We start from the raw sequence: 24,685 nt of genomic DNA, 5'->3' as shown, positions 1-24,685 counted from the left end.
ATGGGCAACTCCAGCAATACCAGCCGACCCAAGGAAAACGCCCTCGCCAACCGGATCTACCAGCAGCTGAAGGACGAGATCTTTTCCTTCCACCTGCTGCCGGGGGACCGCTTCACCGAGACCCAGGTGGCCGAGCGCTACGGGGTGTCGCGCACGCCGGTGCGCGGCGCGCTGTACCGCCTGGAGCGGGAGGGCTTCCTGCAGGTGTATTTCCGCAGCGGCTGGTCCGTGCGCAGCATCGACTTCGAGCGCCTGGACCAGCTCTACGACCTGCGCGTCGTCCTTGAAGAAGCGGCGGTGAGCCGCATCTGCGAGGCGCCGCAGAGCGTGGACCTGGCGGCGTTGACCGAGGTGTGGCTGGTGGACCCGGCGGAGCGCCTCACCGACGGCAACCGCGTCGCCGCGCTGGACGAAGCCTTCCACCAGGGCCTGGTGCTGGCCACCGGCAACCGGGAAATGGCCGCCGTGCATCAGGACGTTACCGAGAAGATCCGCATCGTGCGTCGTCTGGACTTCACCAACCCGGCGCGCATCCAGGCCACCTACGACGAGCACGCGCAGTTGCTGCGCCTGCTGATTCAGCGCAAGGCGGCGCAGGCGAGCATCCTGCTGCGCTCCCACATCGAGGCCAGCAAGGCCGAGGTGCGCAAGATCACGCTGCACAACCTGCACGCGGCGCGGCAGCACAACCTGGCGCAGGGGCTCGGTTCCACAACGGTGGGGCAGGGCGCCGCAGACTGACTGCGACGGGGGCCGCCTATTCCGCAGCAAGGGCTTGAAAAACCTCGGATCTGCTTGCCGATTCGCCGTAGAATCGCGCCCTTCGACCGTGAGCGGTGTGTGTGGATTAGATGGGAAGACTGTTGCTTGCGCCCATGGAGGGGCTGGCCGATTACCTGCTGCGCGACGTGCTGACCCAGGTGGGCGGCTACGACGGCGCGGTGACGGAGTTCGTCCGGGCCTCCGGCAGCCTGCTGCCCCATCGCACCTATCGCCGCATCAGCCCCGAGATCGATAACGGCGGGCGCACCTCCGGCGGCACGCCGGTGGTGGTCCAGCTGCTCGGCAGCGATCCGGCCGCGCTGGCCGAGAACGCCGCCCGTCTGTGCGAGCTGTCGCCGCCGGGCGTCGATCTCAACTTCGGTTGCCCGGCCAAGACCGTCAATTCCCACGGCGGCGGTGCCATGCTGCTGGCCGATCCGGAATGCCTGTACCGTATCGCCGGCGCGGTGCGCCGGGCGGTGCCACGGCACATTCCCTTCACCGCCAAGATGCGCCTCGGCGTGGAGGACACCTCCCTCGCGCTGGATTGCGCCCGGGCGCTGGAAGCCGGCGGTGCCGAAGGCCTGGTGGTGCATGCCCGCACCAAGCGCGACGGCTACCGTCCGCCGGCCCACTGGGAATGGATCGCCCGCATCCGCGACGTGGTCAAGCTGCCGGTGGTGGCCAACGGCGAGGTGTGGAGCGAGGACGACTGGCGACGCTGCCGTTCGGTGAGCGGCGCGGACGACGTGATGCTCGGCCGCGGCGCGGTGTCCGATCCCTTCCTGGCCCGACGCATTGCCGCCGGTGCCGAAGTGCCGGCCGACCGGGATGCGGAGTGGAGCGAGCTGCTGCACCTCATCGGCGACTTTTGGGAGCGTGTGCAGCTGAAGGTCGAGGCGCGCCACGCGCCGGGCCGCCTGAAACAATGGATCAACATGCTGCGGCGCAATTTCCCCGCCGCCGAACTTCTTTATCAGGACCTGCGCGCCCAGCCCGAGTGCCGGGCCGTCGACCACGTCCTGCGCCGCCATGGCGTGCCGCTGCTGCAGGCCGCCGCCTGACCCAAACCGATGTACGCTAATTCAAAGATTCCCGAGAGCGCCCAGCAGGGCGTCCATGAACATCTCGTCGAGCGGGTGGCCAAGCACGCCAGCTGCGAGTTCCGCAAACCCGTCCTCGACCACAACAAGGCGGCCTTCGAGGCCAGCCTGGCCGGTTGGGACGGCAAGGCGCCGCTGATCCTCGATTCCGGCTGCGGCGTGGGCCACAGCACCATCCAGCTGGCGCGGGCCTTTCCCGATCACTGGGTGATCGGCGTGGACCAGTCGGAAGACCGCCTGAGCCGCAAGAAGCCCTACCCGGACGCGCTGCTGCCGAAGAACATGATCTTCGTGCGCGCCGACCTGGTGGACTACTGGCGCCTGATGGCGGATGCCGGCATCCGCCTGGCGCGCCATTACATCCTTTATCCGAACCCGTGGCCGAAGATCGGCCACCTGGCGCGGCGCTGGCATGCGCACCCGGTTTTTCCCTTCGTGCCGCGCCTCGGCGGCCGGCTGGAGTGCCGCAGTAACTGGAACATTTATGTGGAAGAATTCGCCATTGCGCTGGGGCTGCTGATCGGCCGCCAGCTGCCATGGGAGTCCTTCGAGGCGCCGTCGCCGCTGACCCCATTCGAACGCAAGTACCGGGATTCCGGCCAGACCCTTTACCGGTGTGTGGTGGAGCTCGATCGCCAACCGACCGTGGAGGAAACCCCGCAATGACCACCGCTCAATCCATCCCGCTGACCGAAGAAGAACTCGAGCAGCTTGAAGAACTGCTGGTGTCGGACGAAGTGCCGGCCGACTGCATGAACATGGAGATGCTCGACGGCTACCTGGCCGCCATCGTCGCCTCGCCGCTGCCCATCCCCGTGGAGGACTGGCTGCCGGCGGTGTGGACCGCTGATGAGGGTGAGGTGGGCTTCGGCTCCGGCGCATCCTTGCAGAAGGCCATCGAGCTGGTGCTGCGCTACTACAACGACCTGATCGAGATGATCGGCGATGAAGAGGGTGACGAGGACGGCGAGGCCGAAGGCTGGCAGCCGTTCTGCTACGCCCAGGGGGGCGACGACGACCCCGCCATCGGCGAGGAATGGAGCAACGGCTTCGAGCAGGGCTTCGAAATGTGGCCGTCCGAGTGGCCGGACAAGGTGGGCGATACGTCCATCGCCGAGGCGCTGCTGGAGACTATTCTTGGGGACGAGGAAGAGGTGGCTGTGCCGGCCGATGTGGAGACACAACTGGCCGAACTGGAAGAGAAGGGCTTTGCGGTCCAGCATCTTTACCAGAACTGGCGTGCGCTCGGCCTGCCGGCGCCGCAGCCTGTGGCTGTGAGTGCAGCGATGGGCGCTGCGAAGAGCGGTCCGGGCCGCAACGAACCCTGTCCCTGCGGCAGCGGCAAGAAATACAAGAAGTGCTGCGGAGCGAACTGAGCCGTGGCTGATCCCTGCCTGAGCTGCGGCGCCTGCTGCGCCAGCTTCCGGGTGGATTTCCATATCGCCGATCTGGAAACCACGCCCGGCGGCTGCGTGCCGGTGGCGCTGACGGTGCCGCTCACCGCGACGCTGGTGCGCATGCGCGGCACCGATGAAGCGGAGCCGCGCTGCATCGCGTTGGCTGGCGAGGTGGGGCGCGAGGTGAAGTGCACGATCTACGAAAAGCGCCCCGGCCCGTGCCGGGATTTCTCGCCCTACGCGGCGCTGAACATCGGAGAGGAAGGCTGTGCGCGGGCCCGCCGGCGGCATGGAATGGCGCCGCTCGGCGAGTGAGCCCGGGCTTGCTCAAGCCGCTTGGCGGCGCGATCGGGCTCTGACACAATCCTTGTCGACAGCAACATTTCCTTAACACACGCAAGGGGTGTCACCATGACCATTCGTTTCTCCGTCGAAGGCGAATTCATCCAGCTCGACCAGCTCCTGAAGGCCGTGGGCCTGTGCGGTTCCGGTGGCGAGGCCAAGCAGCGCGTGGCGGACGGCGACGTGTTCGTTGACGGGGATATCGAGAACCGCAAGCGGGCCAAGCTACGACCAGGCCAGCGTGTGGATTTTGCCGGCGAAACCATCGAGCTGATTGCCGCGGATGTCGTAGCAGCCGTGTAAAAACCGGGATTTCCGGTCTGGCAAAGGGGCGAGCGTATCGCCCCTTTGTTGTTTGTGCCCGCGGAATGGAGGGATGGTCGTTTTGGACTGACGATGGTCTTATTCCGTCAGTGTTGCGGACCTCGGCGCGATATGAATCCAGGGCCCCGGCGCGCAGGGGCGTTTTTCATTCTCAGTGCCGATTTCAGCGTGGATGGATGTCGCCGTCCGTATACAGCCAGCGTCCGTCGATGCGCACGAAGCGGCTGGTCTCATGCAGGCGGTGGGCCCGTCCGCCGATCTTGTAACGCGCCACGAATTCGACGATGGCGTGCTCCGCATCCTGTTGTTCGTGACGCTTCACCTCCAGCCCCAGCCATTTGGTGGGAGGGTCGTCGGCCAGATGCAGGTCGGGGGGCAGGAAATCCGGATGCCAGGTGGCGCGCAGGTAGGCCTCGTCGCCGAGCGTGAAGGCGGTGTAGCGGGAACGCATCAGCGCTTCGGCGGTGGGAGCGGCAGAGCGGCCCGCGATGTAGGGGCCGCAGCATGCGGCATGGTCGGCCGGAGAGCCGCAAGGGCAGGAAGGCATGAGCGGGGGAAAAGTTCATGAACGGGGCCGGATATTCTCGGCGGGATTCCGTCTCTGCGGCAAGATGGCCGGCCCGAGGTCTTCGCGCTTGAGATTTCCGGGTACGGGCCGATAAGCCCGGAGTATCAAAAAAATATCCGATTGATAACGGGGTGGCCGGCGGTCCTGCAATGACGCGTCGGCAGTGGGGAGGGGCATGGCGCTCGGAACGTGGATGAAGGGGATCCGCGCCAAATTGATCGCGATCTTCGTGGTCATCAAGGTGGTTCCATTGGTACTGCTGGCCCTGCTCGCATGGAGCATGGCCCAGAAGCTTGGCCAGAGCGTCAGCGGCCAGGCGGAAGCCATGGCGGAAGCCATGCTGGCGACCGTCAAGCAGGTGGGCGATGCGGCCACCGGCGATGCCATCAAAGCCCTCGACGATCGGGCCCGGGAGGGCATGGAGCGGCTGACCACCGACACGGCCCGGGCGGTGGCGGCTTTCCTCTATGACCGGGATTCCGACGTGCGCCAGGCAGCCGAGCTGACCCCCGATGCTGAGGCCTACCGCCGTTTCCTGGCCCACCGCAGTCGCACGCTTTATGGGCATGGCCGTTGGCAGCTTTCCGCGGACCAGAAGCGCTGGGAGCCCGTCGAGCCCGAAACGGCTGATGCCAGGCTGGCGGCCGATCCGCGTCAGGCTCTTGGCGACAACGCCAAGGCCTTCAGCGCGCGGCCGCCCGAATTGCTCGGCGTTCCCGAGCGGCGCCCGCTGTTCGTCGAAATGAGTTTTGTCGACACTCAGGGACGGGAGCGCGTCAAGGTCACGACGGGGCCGCTGACCCAGCCCGGTCTGCGGGACGTGAGCCGACCCGAGGGCACCTTCCTCAAGGCCGAGCGCTACTGGCCAGAGCTCAAACGCTTGAAGCCGGGTGAGATCTACGTTTCCGAGGTGATCGGCGCCTACGTGGGCAGCCGGGTGATCGGCGTATACCTTCCGGAAAGCGCGCGCAAGGCCGGTGTCGATTTCAGACCGGAGGAGTCTGCTTATGCGGGTACGGAAAACCCGGTCGGCAAGCGCTTCCGCGCCATCGTGCGCTGGGCGATGCCGGTGCTGAAGGGGGGCAAGGTGACGGGGTATGTGACGCTGGCGCTCGACCATGACCATATCCGCCAGTTCACCGACCGGCTCAGCCCTACGGATCGCCGCTACACACAGATCGGCGATGCCATCGTCGGCAATTACGCCTTCATGTGGGATCACAAGAGCCGGGCGATTTCCCATCCACGGGACTACTTCATCCCCGGCTACGATCCCGCCACTGGAAAGCCGGTGGTGTCCTGGCTGGACCAATCCCTGTACGAGGCCTGGCAGGCATCCGGCAAGTCGGCCCAGGATTTTCTGGCCGGGGTGAAGCCTTTCGACGGACAGTCCTTGAAGAAGAAACCGGCTGCGGCGCAGATCAAGGCCGGCACGGTGGCGCTGGACTGTCGCTATCTGAATTTTTCCCCCCAGTGCACGGGGTGGAACCAACTGACGGAAAAGGGGGGCTCAGGCTCTTTCGAGATCTTCTTCTCAGGGCTTTGGAAGCTCACGACCGCCGCCGCCATCCCCTATTACACCGGCCAGTACGGCCGGACGCCGCAGGGCTTCGGTTTTGTGACCATTGGTGCCAACGTGGATGACTTCCACCGCGCGGCCACCGAGTCGGCCAAGCGCATCGGCGCGACCATTGCCGAGCGGGACCGGGACTTTCAGGCCCGGCGCCAGGGACTGCTCGAATCCATCGGGCGAAACCTGGCCGAAACGGCGACGGCCCTGGGCCTGTCTACCCTGATGATGGGAGGCTTGGTGATCGTGGTGGCGATCTGGATGGCCCAGTTCATCACCCGGCGCATCACCGACATGATCCAGGGGCTCGGCCGTTTCGAGACCGGTGAGATGTCCCATCGGCTGGAGGTGCATTCGGATGACGAAATGGGGCAGTTGGCCCGCTCCTTCAACCGCATGGCCGACACGGTGCAGGAGTCCTTCCAGCGCTCGGAAGAGGCGCGCAGCAAGGCGGAGGAGGCGTATCGGCTGAAATCGGAATTCCTTGCCAGCATGTCCCACGAGCTGCGCACGCCGCTGAACGGCATCCTCGGCTATTCCGAGTTGCTGCGTCTGGAATTGACGGAGCCCGATCAGCGGGAGTTTGCGGCCACCATCCACAGTTCGGGCGAGCATCTGCTCAACATCGTCAACGACATCCTGGATCTGGCCAAGATCGAGGCCGGCGGGATCGAGCTCAAGCCCCTGGATGTGGATGTGGCACGTCTCGCCAGCGAGTTGGTCGGCGCACACCGGGCCCACGCGCGGGCGAAGGGGCTGGAGGTGGAGCTGGAGTTGGCCGCCGATCTGCCCGCGACGGTCCATACCGACGCGCTGCGGGTTCGCCAGATCCTGAACAATCTATTGAACAATGCGGTGAAGTTCACCGAAAATGGCAAAATCGGTCTGCGGGTCAGTCGGGAGGGTGCCCAGCTCGCCTTTGCCGTCTTCGATACCGGTCGCGGTATTCCGCCCGAAGCGCTGGAACTCGTCTTCGAGAGGTTCCGGCAACTCGACCATTTCGTGACCCGCGATCACGGCGGATCGGGCCTTGGCCTGGCCCTCGCGCGGGAGCTGGCCCATCTTCTGGGCGGTGGCTTGTCCGTGACGTCGAGGGTCGGCGCAGGTTCGACCTTCACCTTTCATCTTCCTGTGCAGGAGCCCGGCTCCTGATTCATCCATGAGTGAGCTGTCTCCCGAGCAAAAAAAAGTCCTCGTTGTCGACGACAACGCCATCAACCGGCGCCTCGCGGTCGCCTTCCTCGGCCGCCTGGGGCTGCAGGCCCAGGAGGCGGAGGACGGTCCGGCAGCCCTCGCCAAGCTCGCGGCAGGCGCCTTCGACATCGTCCTGCTCGACATCAGCATGCCCGGCATGTCCGGCGAGGAGGTGCTGGCCGTGCTGCGGGCCGACCCACGTTTCAGCGGTCTTCCGGTCATTGCCTATACTGCCCATGCGCTGCCCGATGAAAAGCAGCGTCTGTTGAACGCCGGCTTCGACGAGCTGCTGATCAAGCCGATCACCTTCAAGGCTGTCGAGGATGCACTGGCCGCCTGTTTCAACAGGTGATGGCGGCGGGGGAAGTGCAATCGGCCTGCAAAATTGGATTGGTGCAGGCGCACAATCCTGAGAGAAATAAAATATAATATATATAAGACTTGGCCCTGGTCATTCATAACAATGGTGCCAGTCGGTTAGGGAGAGGCGCCCCGGGTCTGCATCGTCCGGTCGCGCGCATCAGCACCACAGTCACGTAACCACCGTCTAGGAAGGATGTATCCATGCTTGAAGCCTATCGTCAGCATGTTGCCGAGCGCGCTGCCCTCGGTATCCCGCCGCTGCCCCTGTCGAAGCAGCAAACCCAAGCTCTGGTCGAGCTGCTGCAGAACCCGCCGGCCGGCGAAGAAGCTTTCCTGGTGGAACTGCTGACCTACCGTATTCCCGCCGGCGTGGACGACGCCGCCAAGGTGAAGGCCGAATTCCTGGCCAAGGTTGCCAAGGGCGAGCTGTCCGTTGGCCTCGTGTCCCGCGCCAAGGCCACCGAGCTGCTGGGTACCATGCTGGGCGGCTATAACGTCAAGCCCCTGATCGATCTGCTGGGCGATGCCGAAGTGGGCGCCGTGGCTGCCGAAGGCCTCAAGAAGACCCTGCTGGTCTTCGACTTCTTCCATGACGTCAAGGAACTCGCCGACAAGGGCAACGCCAACGCCAAGGCCGTGATCCAGTCCTGGGCCGACGCCGAGTGGTTCACCTCCCGTCCCGCTGTTCCCGCCAGCCAGAAGCTGACCGTCTTCAAGGTCACCGGCGAAACCAACACCGACGACCTGTCGCCCGCTCCGGATGCCTGGTCCCGTCCCGACATCCCGCTGCACGCGCTGGCCATGCTGAAAAACCCGCGTCCGGGCATCGAAGCCGACGAGCCGGGCTCCCGCGGCCCGCTGAAGCAGCTCGAAGGCCTGGCCGCCAAGGGCAACCTGATCGCCTACGTCGGTGACGTGGTCGGTACCGGTTCTTCCCGCAAGTCCGCCACCAACTCCGTGCTGTGGTTCACCGGCGAAGACATCCCCTACGTTCCGAACAAGCGTTTCGGCGGCGTCTGCCTGGGCTCCAAGATCGCCCCGATCTTCTTCAACACGATGGAAGATGCCGGCGCACTGCCGATCGAAATCGACGCCGGTCAGATGGACATGGGCGACGAGATCGAGCTGAAGGTTGACGACGCCACCGGCAAGGTCACCGCGCTCAAGAACGGCGCCGTGATCGCCGAGTCCCAGCTCAAGACCCTGGTCATCCTCGACGAAGTCCGTGCTGGCGGCCGTATCCCGCTGATCATCGGTCGTGGCCTGACCACCAAGGCTCGCGAAGCCCTGGGCCTGCCGCCGTCCACCCTGTTCCGCCTGCCGCAGAACCCGGCCGATGCCGGCACCGGTTACTCCCTGGCCCAGAAGATGGTCGGCCGTGCCTGTGGCCTGCCGGAAGGCAAGGGCATCCTGCCGGGCACCTACTGCGAACCGAAGATGACCACCGTCGGCTCCCAGGACACCACTGGCCCGATGACCCGCGACGAACTGAAGGATCTGGCCTGCCTCGGCTTCTCCGCCGACCTGGTGATGCAGTCCTTCTGCCACACCGCCGCCTACCCGAAGCTGGTGGACGTCAAGATGCACCGCGAGCTGCCGTCCTTCATCTCCACCCGTGGCGGCGTTGCGCTGCGTCCGGGCGACGGCGTGATCCACTCCTGGCTGAACCGCCTGCTGCTGCCGGATACCGTCGGCACCGGTGGCGACTCCCACACCCGCTTCCCGATCGGCATTTCCTTCCCGGCCGGTTCCGGCCTGGTTGCCTTTGCCGCTGCCACCGGCGTGATGCCGCTGGACATGCCGGAATCCGTGCTGGTGCGCTTCAAGGGCACGATGGCCGACGCCACCGCCCGCGGCATCACCCTGCGCGATCTGGTCAATGCGATCCCGCTGTACGCCATCAAGGCCGGCCTGCTGACCGTCGAGAAGAAGGGCAAGAAGAACATCTTCTCCGGCCGCATCCTCGAAATCGAAGGCCTGCCGGATCTGAAGGTCGAACAGGCCTTCGAGCTGTCCGACGCCGCTGCCGAGCGTTCTGCCGCTGCCTGCGCCGTGGCCCTGAACAAGGAGCCGATCGTCGAGTACATGCGTTCCAACATCACCCTGATGAAGTGGATGATCGCGGAAGGCTACGAAGATGCCCGCACCCTGAAGCGCCGCATCAAGGCCATGGAAGAGTGGATCGCCAACGGCACCCTGCTGAAGGCCGACGCCGCCGCCCAGTACGCCGCCGTGATCGAGATCGACCTGGCCGACGTGACCGAGCCGATCCTGGCCTGCCCGAACGACCCGGACGACGTCAAGGTGCTGTCCGAAGTCGCCGGCGACAAGATCGACGAAGTGTTCATCGGTTCCTGCATGACCAACATCGGCCACTTCCGCGCTGCGGGCAAGGTGCTGGACGGCAAGTCCGACATCCCGACCCGTCTGTGGATCGCTCCGCCGACCAAGATGGACGCGCTGATCCTGACCGAAGAAGGCTACTACAGCGTCCTCGGCAAGGCCGGCGCCCGCATGGAAATGCCGGGCTGCTCGCTGTGCATGGGCAACCAGGCGCAGATCCGCAAGGGTTCCACCGCGGTGTCCACCTCGACCCGTAACTTCCCGAACCGCCTGGGTATCGACACCCGCGTGTACCTGGCTTCGGCCGAACTGTCCGCCATCGCTGCCCTGCTGGGCCGCCTGCCGACCGTCGCCGAATACCAGGAAAAGGTTCAGGCGGTTAACGCCAAGGCGGCCGATGTGTACCGCTACATGAACTTCGACCAGATTCCGGCCTTCGTTGAAGTTGCCGATACCGTCGAGGTGTAAGACCTTCTCGATATGCCGGGCCTGGCCCGGCTGTCGATGACGAAGCCCCTGTCCGGGAAACCGGCAGGGGCTTCGTGTTTTTTGGTTGGCGCTGCGCCGTCGGTGCTCAGTGTTCCAGGCGAAGCGCTTCGGCCTGCAGGGCGTCTGCCATCGGTGAGCGCTGTGGGCGGTTGAGCAGGAGGAGGCCGGTGGCCCATTCCACGACCGGCTCGCGCAGGTCGTAAGCGCGAATGCCGTTGGGGACGCCGATCAGGTCCAGCACGGCGCGCGGAACGATGCTCGACCAGTGGCCAGCCCCCACGTGGGCCAGGATGCTGACGATGGAGTCCGTTTCGAGCGTCGGCTGCGGCTTGTGGCCGATGGTGGCAAATACGCTGTCGATGGTCTGGCGGTTGTGCATGTTGGGAGGCAGCAGGCACAGGGGAAGCTCTGCCGCTTCTTGCCAGGTCACCCATTCCCGGCGCTCGAAGGGGCCGCCCGCAGGGGTGATTAGAACGTGGTTCTCGCGCCACAGGGGCGTGGCCGACAGGTCGCTGGTCGCCGTCTCCAGATAGGTGATGCCGCCATGCAGCTCAAAGCTGCGCAGGCCGGCGAGGATTTGCTGGGTGCTCATCGACAGGACTTCGATGTCCACGTGCGGATGGCGGCGCGCGAAGGGGGCTGTAAGGGTGGCAACGGCGGTGAGCGCGGTGGGTATGACGCCAAGCCGTAGGCGGCCGCACAGGCCATCCTGCAGTTGTGCCAGCTCCTGGTGCAGTCCTTCAGTCCTGGCAGCCATCTGGCGCGCGCATTCGAGCACTCGCTCGCCCTCCACGGTCAGACCGGAAAACTGCTGGCCGCGCTCGACGATGGTGACGCCCAGCTCATTCTCGATGTCACGGATGGCGGCCGACAGGGTTGAGGCGGAAACGTGGCAGGCTTCGGCTGCGCGGCCAAAGTGCTTCTCCCGGGCCAGTGCGATGAGATAGAGATACTTGCGGGCGATCATGGCGGGTGTCGAGTACCGGGCATTTGGCCGGGGAAGCTGATTATCACCCAGCACATGGCTTCGCGACTGTCGGAAACCAGCGAGTAATACGCCCTTCCCAATCCCGCGGGCTTCCGGCAGAGTGCTGCGGCGAGGCGCATCGGGGCCCTTGCTGTCGAGAGAAGCCGTCTATGGATGCCGTTCAAGTCTGTCGTTCCGCCCACTCCTGTGCCGTCGATGCCGCCGAGGCCGTGCGTGAGTTCCACGCGGGGGTCGTGCAGCCGGACATGTCGTTCGTGCTGTTCTTCTGCTCGAGCCACTATGACCTGGAAGCGCTGGCGGCAGAAATGCGGGCCTGCTTCCACGGCGTCACGGTGGTGGGCTGTACGACCGCCGGGGAGATCGGTCCGGCCGGTTACCGGGACAGGAGCCTCGCCGGGGCGAGCTTCCCGGGCAAGCACTTCACCGCGCTGGCGGCCTTGCTGACCGGACTTGCCGATTTCGATCTGGATGCCGGGCGACGCTTCGCCTATTCCTTGTACGACACCCTGGAGGCCCGTGACGGGGCCCGGCGCAACGGCTTCGCGCTGATGCTGGTGGATGGTCTGTCGGTCCGCGAAGAGCTGGTTGCGCGGGCTTTCCAGGACGGTATCGGCAATCTGCCGCTGGTGGGCGGATCGGCCGGCGACGATCTGTGCTTTACCAGGACCCAGGTCTATTTCGATGGTGTGTTCCATGAGGACGCTGCGGTGCTGTTGGTGGCCCACACCGACTGTCCGGTGCATGTCTTCAAGACCCAGCATTTCGAATGCCTGGACGAACGCCTGGTAGTGACTGCGGCCGATGCGGGCCGGCGGGTCGTGACGGAGATCAACGGTTTGCCGGCCGCCGGCGAGTACGCCCGGATCGCCGGCGTCAGCGTCGAGGATCTGCGCCCCGATGCCTTCGCCGCGGCGCCGGTGGTGGTGGTCATCAATGGCTCGGACTACGTGCGCGCGATCCGCAGTGTCAATCAGGACGGCAGTCTGACCTTCTACTGTGCCGTCGAAGAGGGTCTGGTTTTTCGCGTGGCGCGCAGTACCGATCTGCTGGCCAACCTGCGGGAGACTTGTCAGGGCATTCACGATGCACTGGGCGAGCCGCAGCTGGTGCTGGGCTTCGATTGCGTTCTGCGCAACCTGGAGATGGTGCAGCGGGGGCTCAAGGCCGCGGTGGACGAGGCTTACCGGCGAGAGCATTTCGTCGGTTTCTGCACCTATGGCGAACAGTTCTGGGGCGTGCATGTGAATCAGACCCTGACCGGGCTGGCAATCGGTGAATGTCGGGAGCGCGGCCATGGCTGAGCATCGGGAATGCCAGGGCGAGGAAGCCCTGCAGGCGGAGATCGTGCGCCTGAACAAGGTGGTGGCTGCCTTGATCAAGCGTGCCGAGCAGTCGATGAACTCGCAGACCAGCAGCTTCGGCATGTTCCAGAACACCTTGCTGCTCGAGCAACAGGTCCGCCGGCGGACCCAGGAACTGGAGATAGCGCTGCGCAAGAACGAGGCGATGAACCGGGAACTGCAGCAGGCCAAGGCACGGATGGAGCGGGAGATCGACGAGCACAAGCTGACACAGGCGGCGCTCGAGGGCGAGAAGGAGGAGCAGAAGATACTGATCCGCAAGCTCGAGGATGCCCATTGCCAGTTGTTGCAGTCGGAAAAGCTGGCCTCCATCGGCCAGCTGGCAGCGGGCGTGGCCCACGAGATCAACAATCCGATCTGCTTCGTCAATTCCAACCTCGGCACCCTGAAGGATTACGCGGCGAAGCTGCTGGAGCTGCTGGCCGTCTATGAATCCTGCGACGCGCGCCTGCAGGCCGACCCGGAGATGGCGGTCCGGGTGCAGCAGGCCAGGCGCGCGGCGGACATCGATTTTCTGCGGACTGACATGGCGCCGCTGATCGAGGAGTCGCTGGAGGGCACGGAACGGGTCCGCGTGATCGTGCAGGATCTGCGCGATTTCTCGCGGGTCGGGGAAAACGTCTGGGAGTGGGCCAATCTCCACAGTTGCATCGACAGCACCCTCAACGTGGTGCGCAACGAGATCAAGTACAAGGCCGATGTGGTACGCGACTATGGCGAGCTGCCACTGGTGGAGTGCCTACCGTCCCAACTCAATCAGGTCTTCATGAATCTGCTGGTCAATGCGGCTCAGGCCATCGAGACGCATGGCACGATCACCATCCGGACCCGTGCGGAGGGGGACACGGTGCGGATCGCCGTTAGCGATACCGGTGCCGGCATCGCTGCCGAGAACCTGGCCCGCATCTTCGATCCTTTCTTCACGACCAAGCCGGTGGGCAAGGGGACCGGACTGGGTCTGTCCCTGTGCTACGGCATCGTCGAGCGTCACGGCGGGCGTATCGAGGTCGACAGCACGCCGGGCTGTGGCTCCACCTTTACCGTCGTGCTGCCGGCGAGCCGGACGACCGTCGCTCGTTGAGCGCTGCCGGACAGGGAAGGATGCGGGCCTAGACCCGCTGCCAGGTGCCGCGTCCGGCTTGCTTGGCGCCATACATGGCGGCATCGGCAGCGGCGATCAGTTTGCCCGGGTTGTCACCGTCGGCGGGGAAGAGGCTGACCCCGACGCTGCAGGATACATCGACGATATGGGCGCCCAGGCGGTGGGGTTCGCTCAGTACCGAGACGATCTTCTCGGCCACCCGATTCGGAAAATCGGCGATCTGCAGGTCGGGCAATACGGCGATGAACTCGTCCCCGCCAAGGCGGGCCACGGTGTCTTCGTCGCGCAGGCAGTTCTCGAGGCGGCGGGCCACCTGGCGCAGCAGCTCATCGCCGGCGGCATGGCCGTACTTGTCGTTGATCGGCTTGAAGCGGTCCAGGTCGATGAACAGGACCGCCACCGAGGTATGGTTGCGATGGGCGCGGGCAATGGCCTGCTGGAGGCGGTCTTCGAGGAGCTTGCGGTTGGCCAGGCCGGTGAGGGCGTCGAAGTTGGCCTGGCGCCAGACCGCATCGGCCTCACGCTTGCGGTCGGTGATATCGCTGAACAGCCCCACGTAACGCCTGCCGCGGCCGAGTCGCTCCGGCACCACGTTGATGCGCAACCACGAAATGTAAAGACGCCCGTCCTTGCGCCGGTTGCTGATCTCGCCCTCCCAGCGTCCGTCCTGATCGAGGCGCTGCCACATGCTGTTGTAGAAGCCTGCATCGTGGATGCCGGATGCGAGCACCGACGGTCTTCTGCCGACCACTTCGTCGTGTTCGTAACCGGTGAGCACGGAGAATGCGGGGTTCACGGCGATGATGCGATTCTCCGCATCGGTGACGATGATGCCTTCGCTGGCCACCTCGAAGACCGATTCGGCCACCCGCAGGGATTCCTCGGCCTCCACCAGCTTGGTGATGTCGGAGAGCGACAGTACCGCCGCGGCACCTTCCATCGCCCCTCCGACGCGCAGCGGACGGCTGCTGACGCTGATCCACACGCGCCGGCCATCGAGGTGTTGCACGCCGTAGAGCTGGTGATCGACAAACTCGCCGCGGGCCGCCCGGGAAGACGGATAGTCGCTGAGCGCCAGCTGCGTGCCGTCCACCTGGTACATCAGATAGCTGCGTGCGCGCATTCCGTCGATGTCCACGCCGAGGATGGACAGGGCTGCCTCGTTCCAGGCTGCAACGCTGCCATCCCGATCCATGACCGTGATGCCGTCGGCGACGGTCAAGAACAGGTTGCGATGGAGATCTTCACTGGCCGCCAGGCGCAGTTCCAGTTCGCGGCGGGCGGTGACGTCGTGGACGATGGAATACAGCATCGTCCGACCGTCGACTTCCACCGGTCCGGAATACACCTCCACATCCCGCGTGTCGCCGTTAGCCAGGCGATGACGGAAGGTGAAGAACATGCGCTCCTCGTGCAGGGCCTTGTGCATTTCGAGGCGGTCCTGCTCGGGTGACAGACCGTTGAGATCGCTCATGCGCAGGCCCAGCAGTGTTTCGCGCGGATAGCCGTAATAACGTAGCGCCGCGGGGTTGGCATCGACGATGCAGCCATCCTCCGGATCGATGACCAGCTTGACCGACACGTTCTTCTCGAAGAAGGAGCGATGGCGCTGCTCGCTGGCGACCAGGGCTTCCTGCTGGCTGGCGGCGCGGCGGAGCAGTTGTGACACCACACCAGCCAGCAGCAGCACGACCGCGCTGCCGACGGCGGTGCGGAAATAGGCGCGCTCGCGATCAGCGCTCACACGTGCCAGCTGCACATTCTCCTCGAGGCCTACATTGATCACCACCGGATAGCCGCTGAGGCGACGCCAGGCGTAGGTGCGCGAAATCGTGTCGAAGGCGGCGGCGGCCCGGAAGCTTCCCTGGGACGGCGCATCGGCACGCAGGAAGGGGCGGTCGGCGGGCAGGCGCTTGCCCATCGCATCGAGCAGTCGGGGCGTACGCACCAGGTAGCTGCCGTCCGTGCGGAAGAGGGAGACCACGTTGCGGCCACCCTGTTCGATCTGCTGGTGGCTGTCGGCAAAGTACTGGGGCGCGACGGAAAGCACGATCACGCCGGCAAACTCCCCGTTGTGGCGGATCGGCCGGGTGAACTGGATCGTCCATACCCCCGACGTCCGCCCCAGCACCGGATGGCTGATGAACAGACTGTCGTCGGGTGTGTCCAGATGAGCCCGGAAGTGTTCCCGGTCGCCCAGGTAGGTCCGCTCGAAGGTGCCGATGCTGGTTTTCTTGAGATAACCGTCGGGCGCGATCACCGCGACCTGCACGATCGCATCGGCGGGAAAACTCTCGCGGATCGTCCGGACGACCGCGTCGATGTCGCGCCCGGCGGCGTATTCGTCACGGACGTGGCGCAGCGCCAGATCGACGCTGCGGATGGTGGTTTCGGTATGGGCGGCGACGGCATCCGCGAGCTCCACCGCCCGCAGGTTGATCTGCGCCAGCGCTTCGGTATTCAGATGCTCGTAGAAGGCGTCGACGCGCCACCAGTAGATCCCCACGGCGCTGCACGACAACACGAGCGTCAGCCAGGCCAGCATCGGCAAGCGCCTGGTGCGCAGGCGCGGCATGCGGAGTTTCAGCACGGAGCGCTCCGGGCAACGGAGCCGGGCACGGGGTCGAAAACGGAGCGGAAGCAGACGGATGGCACGGAGTCGGGAGCGACGTAATTGAGCCCCCGAATTATAAATAGGCTCTATCGCTACGACTTAAGTTATAACGGCCCTTCGTGAGTAATTCCCGGCCCGCGGCCTTGGGTGCCGGCTTGCGGTGCTACCGGGGCCACACCGTCGCGGATCATGTCGAGCATGGCCGAGGCGATCTGGGCGGGCGTACGCTGCCCCGGGCGGAACCACAGGTAAACCCAGTTCATGCTGCCGAGCAGGGTCAGGCGGAAGAGTTTGCGGTCGACGTCGGGGCGCATCGGCAGCGCGTCTATCAGCTCGCGGAACACTTCTTCGTATTCGTCGCGGAAGGGCTGGATGCGCGCCTGGATGTCATCGTTGCCGATCAGGGCCAGGTTGGTGCCGGTGATGCGGTCCACCGGCGAGCCTTCTGTCATGCCATGTACGTGCACTTCACAGGCCCGGCGCAGGCGCTCCCACGGATCTGAAATTCCTTCGCCGGCGGCCTTGGCGCGCTTCAGCACGCGGCGGAAGCCTTCCCGATGGACGGCGATGTAGAGCTCTTCCTTCGACGGGAAGTGGTGGTAGATCGAACCGGGCAGCAGGCCGACGCGGCTGGCGATGTCGCGGATCGAAGTGCGGTCGTAGCCGGCGGTGCTGAACAGCTCGGCCGCCGCGTTGATGATGAGCTCGCTGCGCTCCAGCGGCTCGTCCGTGCTCTTTTCTCCATTGCCGCCGGGGTGGAGCAGGCGGGCAGTAACCGAGTTGCGCTCCAGCAATTCCCGCTGGCTGTCGGTCAGCGCCTCCATGCCCTCGGTGGAATCGGCCGCCAGCGCATTGAGGCGCTTCACCGTGGTTTCCAGATCGTGCTTCTGCCAGATGTAGCGGACCCCCGATGGGGAGATGCGGTAGCCCTGTTCCTGCAGCCGCCGGGCGACCGCGGCCTGCCCGAGTTCGGGCTCGCTGCGCGCCAGTTCAAGAATCGCCGCCTCGCTGTCCTGCATGGTGGCGGTGGGTGTTGCCTGTTGTGTTGCCATGTGTCCTGCCTTTCCTGTCCCCGTCAGTCTAAACCAGCCGTCGGCGGCCCTGCCGCGGGCCGATTTCCCTGTCACCGAAATTTTAACTAATTAGTTATCCAAGTGTTTGACAGGGTAGTTAGTGAACGATACAGTGGCCTCACGCTGCAGCATGAAGCATGCGCTTACCGGAAAAGAGCGACACAAGCCGCCGTCCGGTTCCACTTACAGGAATGTGAGGAGACAACAGATGTGCCCGAGACCGAGCTCTCAAGCTCCGGTTTCATCGGTTCCCCTGCGGGGTCGGGCGTGGCGCGGCATGGTCCGCGGCGCCGGCAGGTCGGGGAGGCTTTGATGGAACTGGATATTGCGCTGATCCTGACCCAGGACGGCATCACCTCCGGCGCAGTGTATGCGCTGCTGGCCCTGGCGCTGGTACTGGTGTTCGCCGTGACCCGCGTCATCTTCATTCCCCAGGGCGAGTACGTGGCCTACGGGGCGCTCACCATGGCCATGCTGCAGCAGGGCAAGGTGCCGGCAACCCTGTGGCTGCTGATCGTGCTCGGCGCGCTGGCTGCCGGGCTGGATGCCTGGAAGGCGCTGCGCGGCGGCAGCCGGGCCGGGCTGGCAGCCAGCTTCGGCTGGTGTCTCGGCTACCCGCTGGCGCTGGCCGCGCTGATGTACGCGCTGCCGGCTAGCCAGTCGGTGCTCGTGCAGTCGGCGCTTACGCTGGCGATCCTGGTGCCGCTGGGGCCGCTGGTGTACCGGCTCGCCTATCAGCCGGTGGCGGAAGCGCCGGTGCTGATCCTGCTGATCGTCTCGGTGGCGATCCACGTGGCGATGGTCGGCCTCGGCCTGTTGTTCTTCGGCGCCGAAGGGGCACGCACATCGGCCTTCTCCGATGCCCAGTTTGCGTTGGGTAGCCTGACTGTCAGCGGACAGCAGGTGTGGGTGGTCGCCGTGTCGGCGGCGCTGATCGGTGGGCTGTGGCTGTTCTTCGAGCGCAGCCTGTACGGCAAGGCCCTGCGCGCCACCGCCATCAACCGCAACGGGGCGCGCCTGATGGGCTTCTCGCCGGTCTTCGCAGGGAAGCTCACCTTCCTGCTGGCGGCCTTCATCGGCGTGCTGTCGGGCATTCTGATCGCGCCGCTGACCACCATCTACTACGACACCGGCTTCCTGATCGGGCTCAAGGGCTTCGTCGCGGCCATCGTCGGCGGCCTCGCCAGCTATCCCATCGCCGCCGCCGGTGCGCTGCTGGTCGGCGTGCTGGAGTCCTTCTCGTCCTTCTGGGCCAGCGCCTACAAGGAAGTCTTCGTTTTCACGCTGATCATCCCGGTGCTGATGTGGCGCTCCTTCACCAGCCACCACGTGGAGGAAGAAGAATGAACGCCCCCGTCCGCAATGCAGCCGTGTCGCTGCTGCCCACCCCCGGCTCGGCGCCTGCCACCCGTTTTGCTCTTAGCCTGCCCCTCGTGCTGTTGGCCCTGCTGGCGGTGGCGCCGGCGGTGCTGCCCGAGTTCTACGTGACGCTGCTCAACTACATCGGCCTGGCGGCGATGGTGGCCCTCGGCCTGGTGCTGCTGACCGGCGTCGGCGGGCTGACCAGCTTCGGCCAGGCGGCCTTCGTCGGCCTTGGCGCCTACACCACGGCGGTGCTCACCACCAGCCCGGATCTGCCGGCCTGGCTGGTCTGGGCGTCGTCCCCGTGGGCCGCGCTGGTGGTCGGCCTGCTGCTCACCGCCACCGTGGCGTTGATCCTCGGCTCGCTGACGCTGCGCCTGTCCGGCCATTATCTGCCGCTCGGCACCATCGCCTGGGGCATCAGCCTGTACTTCCTGTTCGGCACCATGGACACCCTGGGCGGCCACACCGGCGTTACCGGCATCCCGCCGATCAGCCTGTTCGGCTGGGAGCTGGACGAGGGCCGCGAGCTGTTCTACCTGATCTGGGCCTTCCTGCTGGTGGCCGTGCTGACCACCCGCAACCTGCTGGATTCCCGCGAAGGGCGGGCGATCCGCGCGCTGAAGGGCGGCATGGTGATGGCCGAGGCGATGGGCGTGAATACCTCCCGCTCGCGGATGATCATCTTCGTGATCGCCGCGCTGCATGCCGCCGCATCCGGCTGGCTGTACGCCCACCTGCAGCGCTTCGTCAATCCGTCGCCCTTCGGCGTGCATGTGGGCATCGAGTACCTGTTCATGGCGGTGGTCGGTGGGGCGGGGCAGGTGTGGGGCGCCATCGTCGGCGCCGGCGTGATCACCCTGCTCAAGCAGTGGTTGCAGGACTGGCTGCCGAGCCTGCTCGGCGCGTCAGGCAACTTTGAGACGATCATCTTCGGCCTGCTGATGGTGGTGCTCTTGCAGCGTGCGCGGGAAGGCCTGTGGCCGCTGATCGCCCGCCTGGCGCCGAGCCGCGGCACGGTGCGCCACGTGGATGCCGCCGCCGAGCCGCTGCCGCGCAAGGCCATGCCGACTGCCGGCGAGGTGATCCTCGAAGCGAAGAACGTGACCCGGCGTTTTGGTGGCCTCGTCGCCAACAACGACATGAACCTGCATGTGAAGGCCGGCGAGATCCTCGCGCTGATCGGCCCCAACGGCGCCGGCAAGAGCACCATGTTCAACCAGCTGTCCGGCGTCGATACGCCGACCTCCGGCGAGGTGCTGTTCCGCGGCAAGTCCATCGCCGGCCACGGCTCGCGGGAGATCGCCCGCCTCGGCATGAGCCGCAGCTTCCAGCATGTACGCCTGTTGCCGCGGATGACGGTGCTGGAGAACGTCGCCCTCGGCGCCCACCTGCGCGGCAGCCGCGGTGTGCTGCCGGCCGCCTGGCGCCTGGACCGGGACGAGGAGGCCCGCCTGCTGCGCGAGGCTGCCTACCAGATCGAGCGCGTCGGCCTCGGCGAATTCATGCACGCCGAAGCCGGCAGCCTGGCCCTCGGCCAGCAGCGCATCCTCGAGATCGCCCGGGCGCTGGCTTCCGACCCCTGCCTGCTGCTGCTCGACGAGCCGGCCGCCGGCCTGCGCCTGAAGGAGAAGCAGGCCCTCGGCGAGCTGCTGGTCAAGCTGCGCGGCGAAGGCATGGCGATCCTGCTGGTGGAACACGACATGGACTTCGTGATGGGGCTGGTGGATCGCGTGGTGGTGATGGAGTTCGGCCAGAAGATCGCCGAAGGCTTGCCCGACGAGGTGCAGCAGAACCCGCGCGTACTGGAAGCCTACCTGGGGGGAGTGGAGTGATGAACACGACGACCCGCAATGTGCTGGAAGTCAGCAAGCTGTGCGTGGCCTACGGCAAGGTCGAAGCGCTCACCAACGCCAGCCTGCGCGTTGGCGAAGGGCAGATCGTCACGGTGATCGGGCCCAACGGCGCCGGCAAGACGACGATGCTGTCGGCGATCATCGGTCTGCTCGAATCGAAGGGCCAGGTGCGCTTTGACGGCCAGCTGGAAGTGGCGCCCGACGTGGAGCGCCTGGTGGCCGGCGGCATGAGCCTGGTGCCCGAGAAGCGCGAACTGTTCGGCGAGATGAGCGTGGAGGACAACCTGGAGCTGGGTGCCTTCCACCGCTACCGCAGCGGCGACCGCAACTATCGGGACACCATGGAGGAAGTCTTCAGCCTCTTCCCGCGCCTCAAGGAGCGCCGCAGCCAGGCCGCCGGCACGCTGTCCGGCGGCGAGCGGCAGATGCTGGCGGTGGGCCGCGCGTTGATGGCCAGGCCCAAGCTGCTGATGCTCGACGAGCCGAGCCTGGGGCTGGCCCCGCTGATCACCCGCGAGATCTTCCGCATCATCGCCGAGCTGCGCCGCCGCGGCGTGTCGATCCTGCTCGTCGAGCAGAACGCCCGCGCCGCGCTGGCGGTGGCCGACTACGCCTACGTGCTGGAAACCGGCGCGGTGGCGATGGAAGGCCCGGCCGACCAGCTGCGCGACGACCCGCGCGTTATCGAGGCCTACCTGGGCCTCGGCGGCAAGCACCAGGACATGCTGGCGACGTGACCAGCAAGTAGAAGGACAACAGCAAACCAAAACGAAGCCGGGCGCCAAGACCCGCTCACCCAGAAACCACGCCCCAACAAAGGGGCGCACGAGACCAAAGGAGCAACAATGAGGATGAAGAAACTCGCAGTCGTGTTTTCCGGTGCCGCGCTGCTGGCCAGCCAGGCCGCGCTGGCCGACATCACCGTCGGCGTCTCCCTGTCTTCCACCGGGCCGGCGGCGTCCCTCGGCATTCCGGAGAAGAACGTCTTCGCGATCCTGCCGACCAAGATTGCCGGCGAGAACGTCAAGTACATCGTCCTCGACGACGCCACCGATCCTTCAGCGGCGTCGAAGAACGCCCGCAAGCTGGTCTCCGAGGACAAGGTGGACGTGCTGGTCGGTTCGGCCAGCACGCCGGCCTCGGTGGCCATCGCCGAAGTCGCCTTCGAGAGCAAGACGCCGCAGATCGCCATCTCGCCGGTCAATGTGCCGGCCGACAAGAACGCCTGGGTTTTCCGCACGCCGCAGAACAACGCGCTGATGGCCGGTGCGCTGGTGGACAACATGAAGGCCCGTGGCGTGAAGAGCGTCGGCTTCATCGGCTTCTCCGACGTGTATGGCGAAGACTGGCTCAACGTCGTCACGCCGCTGCTGGCCCAGGCCGGCATCAAGCTGGCGGCGGTCGAGCGCTACGCCCGCAACGACACCTCGGTCAGCGGCCAGGTGCTCAAGCTGGTTTCGGCGCGGCCCGACGCGGTGCTCGTCGCCGCCTCCGGCAGCCCGGCGGCGCTGCCGCAGACGGCGCTGGTGGAGCGCGGCTACAAGGGCCAGATCTACCAGACCCACGCGGCGGTGAACCAGACCTTCCTCAACGTTGCCGGCAAGGCTGCCGAAGGCGTGATCATGCCGGTCGGCCCGGTGGTCGCCGCCAAGCAGATTCCCGACAGCCATCCGTCCAAGAAGCTCGGCATGGAGTTCGTGCAGAAGTACGAGGAGAAGTACGGCGCCGGCAGCTTCGTGTCCTTCGCCGGCCACGCCTTCGATGCCTACCGCCTGATCGAGGCGGCGGTGCCGGTGGCCCTCAAGAAGGCCAAGCCCGGTACGCCGGAATTCCGCAAGGCCCTGCGCGATGCGCTGGAAAGCAACAAGGAGGTGGTGGCCACCCACGGCGTCTACAGCATGAGCCCGACCGACCACTTCGGCCTCGACCAGCGCGGCCGGGTGTTGATCCAGGTGGTCGGCGGCGCCTATACGCTGCTCACCAAGTAAGGACGGGCGATGAACATGCTCAATGAAATCACCGAAATCAGCCGGCCGATGTTCACCGAGCCGCTGGTGCTGATCGAGGCCCGCGCCGACGGCACGCGCATCCTGCGCTCCGGCATCCCGCTGCCCGACAGCTACGCACGCTGCGTCGGCGAATGGCAGGAGCACTGGGCCCGCGTCACGCCGGAGCGGATGTTCCTCGCCCAGCGCGGCGCGGACGGGGCGTGGATCGAGGTGAGCTACGGCGAGGCGCGCCAGCGCGTGGTCCGCATCGCCAGCTGGCTGCTCGGCCAGAACCTGTCGCCGGAGCGGCCGGTGGTGATGCTGTCGGACAACTCCATCGAGCACGCGCTGCTGATGCTCGCCGCGATGCACGTCGGCGTGCCGTCCTGCGCGATCTCGTCCGGCAACTCGCTGCTGTCGAAGGACCACGCCAAGCTCAAGGGCAACATCGAGCTGCTGCGCCCCGGCGTGATCTACGCCGACCCGGTGGAGCGCTTCCTGCCGGCCATCGAGGCGATCCGCCACCTGCACAACGGGGTGGTGGTGGCCGGCGGCGGCAGCGCGCGGGTGGACGGCACGATCCCCTTCGCCGAACTGGAAGGGGAGGCCAATGAGGCGGCGGTGATGTCGGCCTTCGCGCGCATCACGCCGGACACCATCGCCAAGTTCCTGTTCACCTCGGGCTCGGTCGGCACGCCGAAGGCGGTCATCAACACCCAGCGCATGATGTGCTCCAACCAGAAGGCCAAGGAGCTGATGTGGCCGGTGCTGGCCGAGGAGCCGCCGGTGCTGATGGAGTGGCTGCCGTGGAGCCACACCTTCGGCAGCAACCACAACTTCAACATGGTGCTGCGCTGGGGCGGCTCGCTGTACATCGACGAGGGCAAGCCGACGCCGGCCCAGATCGCCACCACCGTCGCCAACCTGAAGGACGTCTCGCCGACGGTGTACTTCAACGTGCCCCGCGCCTACGACATGCTGGTGCCGCTGCTGCGCGAGGACAAGGCGCTGCGAGACAACTTCTTCCGTCGCCTGAAGTTCATCTTCTACGCCGGCGCGGCGCTGCCCAACCACCTGTGGAGCGCACTGGAAGACCTGTCGGAGGAATCCACCGGCAAGCGCATCCTGATGGTGTCGTCGTGGGGTGCCACCGAGACCGGGCCGATGGCCACCGACTGCCACTTTCGCGCGGTGCGCTCCGGCGTGATCGGCGTGCCGGTGCCGGGCACCGCGCTGAAGCTGGTGCCCGCCGCCGACAAGATGGAGGTGCGGGTCAAGGGCCCCAACGTCTTCCCCGGCTACTGGCGCCAGCCGGACGTCACCGCCAAGGCCTTCGACGACGAGGGCTACTACATGATCGGTGACGCGGTGGAGTTCGTCGATGTGGTGCGCCCGGCCCTTGGGCTGGTCTTCGACGGCCGCGTCGGTGAGGACTTCAAGCTCCTCACCGGCACCTGGGTGCACGTAGGTTCCCTGCGGGTGGCCGGCATCGACGCGCTGAAGCCGGTGGCCCAGGACATCGTCGTCACCGGCCATGACCGGGACGAGATCGGCTTCCTGGTTTTCCCGAACATCCCCGAGTGCCGGACCCTGTGCCCGAACCTGCCTCCGGACGCACCGGTGGAGCAGGTGCTCACCAACCCGGCGGTGCTGTCCCGTGTGCGCCAGGGCATGGCGATGATGAAGAGCCTGGGCGGCGGCACCTCCACCTATCCGGCGCGGGCGCTGCTCGTTGCCGAACCCCCGTCGGTGGAAGCCGGCGAGATCACCGACAAGGGCTACATCAACCAGCGTGCGGTACTCAACCGCCGCGCCGACCTGGTGGCCTACCTGTATGCCGACGTGCCCGACAAGACCGTCATCACGGTGCACGGCGCGGTGTAGGC

Annotated in this window: 20 protein-coding genes; 16 read left to right on the top strand and 4 right to left on the bottom strand. The window is 66.0% G+C overall.

The genetic code is table 11. The annotated features are described in order from the left end of the window. From B4920_RS06900 to B4920_RS06875, 6 genes are all read left to right on the top strand, one after another. Complete coding sequence (locus B4920_RS06900; protein ID WP_079433879.1) at nt 1-741, top strand: GntR family transcriptional regulator; 741 nt, start codon at nt 1-3, stop codon at nt 739-741. A 110-nt stretch (nt 742-851) separates the two neighbouring features. Further along, nucleotides 852-1,826, top strand: a complete 975-nt coding sequence (locus tag B4920_RS06895) for a tRNA-dihydrouridine synthase (RefSeq protein ID WP_079433878.1) — start codon at nt 852-854, stop codon at nt 1,824-1,826. Nucleotides 1,827-1,835: 9 nt separating this feature from the next. Further along, the gene (locus B4920_RS06890; protein WP_079433877.1) at nt 1,836-2,531 is read left to right on the top strand and encodes a tRNA (guanosine(46)-N(7))-methyltransferase TrmB; all 696 of its coding nucleotides are present in this window, start codon (nt 1,836-1,838) and stop codon (nt 2,529-2,531) included. Further along, nucleotides 2,528-3,241, top strand: a complete 714-nt coding sequence (locus B4920_RS06885) for a UPF0149 family protein (RefSeq protein ID WP_079433876.1) — start codon at nt 2,528-2,530, stop codon at nt 3,239-3,241. The genes B4920_RS06890 and B4920_RS06885 overlap by 4 nt, the downstream gene beginning before the upstream one ends. A 3-nt stretch (nt 3,242-3,244) precedes the next feature. Then, nucleotides 3,245-3,577 carry a YkgJ family cysteine cluster protein gene (locus tag B4920_RS06880; RefSeq protein ID WP_079433875.1) on the top strand — a complete coding sequence of 111 codons (333 nt, stop codon included), beginning with the start codon at nt 3,245-3,247 and terminating at the stop codon, nt 3,575-3,577. Nucleotides 3,578-3,673: 96 nt separating this feature from the next. Beyond that, nucleotides 3,674-3,907, top strand: a complete 234-nt coding sequence (locus tag B4920_RS06875) for an RNA-binding S4 domain-containing protein (protein ID WP_079433874.1) — start codon at nt 3,674-3,676, stop codon at nt 3,905-3,907. Between the two features lie 184 nt (nt 3,908-4,091). Here the strand turns inward: B4920_RS06875 and B4920_RS06870 are convergent, their stop codons facing one another. Then, nucleotides 4,092-4,475, bottom strand: a complete 384-nt coding sequence (locus B4920_RS06870; protein WP_079433873.1) for a YchJ family protein — start codon at nt 4,473-4,475, stop codon at nt 4,092-4,094. Nucleotides 4,476-4,671: 196 nt separating this feature from the next. Here B4920_RS06870 and B4920_RS06865 point away from each other — a divergent pair, with 196 nt between their 5' ends. The 3 genes from B4920_RS06865 to B4920_RS06855 all read left to right on the top strand — a co-directional run bounded on the left by B4920_RS06865 (nt 4,672) and on the right by B4920_RS06855 (nt 10,434). Beyond that, complete coding sequence (locus tag B4920_RS06865; RefSeq protein ID WP_079433872.1) at nt 4,672-7,218, top strand: HAMP domain-containing sensor histidine kinase; 2,547 nt, start codon at nt 4,672-4,674, stop codon at nt 7,216-7,218. Between the two features lie 7 nt (nt 7,219-7,225). Next, nucleotides 7,226-7,612 carry a response regulator gene (locus B4920_RS06860; RefSeq protein ID WP_079433871.1) on the top strand — a complete coding sequence of 129 codons (387 nt, stop codon included), beginning with the start codon at nt 7,226-7,228 and terminating at the stop codon, nt 7,610-7,612. 212 nt (nt 7,613-7,824) lie between these two features. Next, nucleotides 7,825-10,434, top strand: coding sequence for a bifunctional aconitate hydratase 2/2-methylisocitrate dehydratase (locus B4920_RS06855; protein ID WP_079433870.1), 2,610 nt, complete (start codon nt 7,825-7,827; stop codon nt 10,432-10,434). Nucleotides 10,435-10,540: 106 nt separating this feature from the next. Here B4920_RS06855 and B4920_RS06850 read toward each other — a convergent pair whose 3' ends face one another. Next, nucleotides 10,541-11,422: a LysR family transcriptional regulator gene (locus B4920_RS06850; RefSeq protein ID WP_079433869.1), complete on the bottom strand. Its 882-nt coding sequence runs from the start codon at nt 11,420-11,422 to the stop codon at nt 10,541-10,543. 170 nt (nt 11,423-11,592) lie between these two features. Here B4920_RS06850 and B4920_RS06845 point away from each other — a divergent pair, with 170 nt between their 5' ends. Next, the gene (locus B4920_RS06845) at nt 11,593-12,744 is read left to right on the top strand and encodes an FIST N-terminal domain-containing protein (RefSeq protein ID WP_079433868.1); all 1,152 of its coding nucleotides are present in this window, start codon (nt 11,593-11,595) and stop codon (nt 12,742-12,744) included. Next, on the top strand, nt 12,737-13,885 hold the full coding sequence (locus tag B4920_RS06840; RefSeq protein ID WP_079433867.1) for a histidine kinase: 1,149 nt from the start codon (nt 12,737-12,739) through the stop codon (nt 13,883-13,885). Before B4920_RS06845 ends, B4920_RS06840 begins: the two co-directional genes overlap by 8 nt. A 28-nt stretch (nt 13,886-13,913) precedes the next feature. Here B4920_RS06840 and B4920_RS06835 read toward each other — a convergent pair whose 3' ends face one another. Together B4920_RS06835 and B4920_RS06830 are read right to left on the bottom strand one after the other, a co-directional pair. Beyond that, nucleotides 13,914-16,496 (bottom strand): diguanylate cyclase, encoded by a 2,583-nt coding sequence (locus tag B4920_RS06835; protein ID WP_139379444.1) that lies wholly within the window; start codon nt 16,494-16,496, stop codon nt 13,914-13,916. 128 nt (nt 16,497-16,624) lie between these two features. Then, the gene (locus tag B4920_RS06830; RefSeq protein WP_079433865.1) at nt 16,625-17,572 is read right to left on the bottom strand and encodes a TetR/AcrR family transcriptional regulator; all 948 of its coding nucleotides are present in this window, start codon (nt 17,570-17,572) and stop codon (nt 16,625-16,627) included. A gap of 333 nt (nt 17,573-17,905) precedes the next feature. Between B4920_RS06830 and B4920_RS06825 the strand changes: the two genes are divergently transcribed. The 5 genes from B4920_RS06825 to B4920_RS06805 all read left to right on the top strand — a co-directional run bounded on the left by B4920_RS06825 (nt 17,906) and on the right by B4920_RS06805 (nt 24,683). Beyond that, nucleotides 17,906-18,940: a branched-chain amino acid ABC transporter permease gene (locus B4920_RS06825; protein ID WP_079433864.1), complete on the top strand. Its 1,035-nt coding sequence runs from the start codon at nt 17,906-17,908 to the stop codon at nt 18,938-18,940. Next, the gene (locus B4920_RS06820) at nt 18,937-20,790 is read left to right on the top strand and encodes an ATP-binding cassette domain-containing protein (RefSeq protein ID WP_079433863.1); all 1,854 of its coding nucleotides are present in this window, start codon (nt 18,937-18,939) and stop codon (nt 20,788-20,790) included. Before B4920_RS06825 ends, B4920_RS06820 begins: the two co-directional genes overlap by 4 nt. Further along, nucleotides 20,790-21,548 carry an ABC transporter ATP-binding protein gene (locus B4920_RS06815; RefSeq protein ID WP_079433862.1) on the top strand — a complete coding sequence of 253 codons (759 nt, stop codon included), beginning with the start codon at nt 20,790-20,792 and terminating at the stop codon, nt 21,546-21,548. Before B4920_RS06820 ends, B4920_RS06815 begins: the two co-directional genes overlap by 1 nt. A 108-nt stretch (nt 21,549-21,656) precedes the next feature. Then, nucleotides 21,657-22,799 (top strand): ABC transporter substrate-binding protein, encoded by a 1,143-nt coding sequence (locus B4920_RS06810; RefSeq protein ID WP_079433861.1) that lies wholly within the window; start codon nt 21,657-21,659, stop codon nt 22,797-22,799. A 15-nt stretch (nt 22,800-22,814) separates the two neighbouring features. Further along, complete coding sequence (locus B4920_RS06805) at nt 22,815-24,683, top strand: feruloyl-CoA synthase (RefSeq protein ID WP_079433944.1); 1,869 nt, start codon at nt 22,815-22,817, stop codon at nt 24,681-24,683. Nucleotides 24,684-24,685: the final 2 nt, after the last annotated feature.

It is taken from the genome of Zoogloea sp. LCSB751, from assembly GCF_002028455.1.
GTDB lineage: Bacteria > Pseudomonadota > Gammaproteobacteria > Burkholderiales > Rhodocyclaceae > Zoogloea.
The sequence above is the reverse complement of the archived record's forward strand: the minus strand, read 5'-3'. Positions and strand labels throughout refer to the sequence as shown.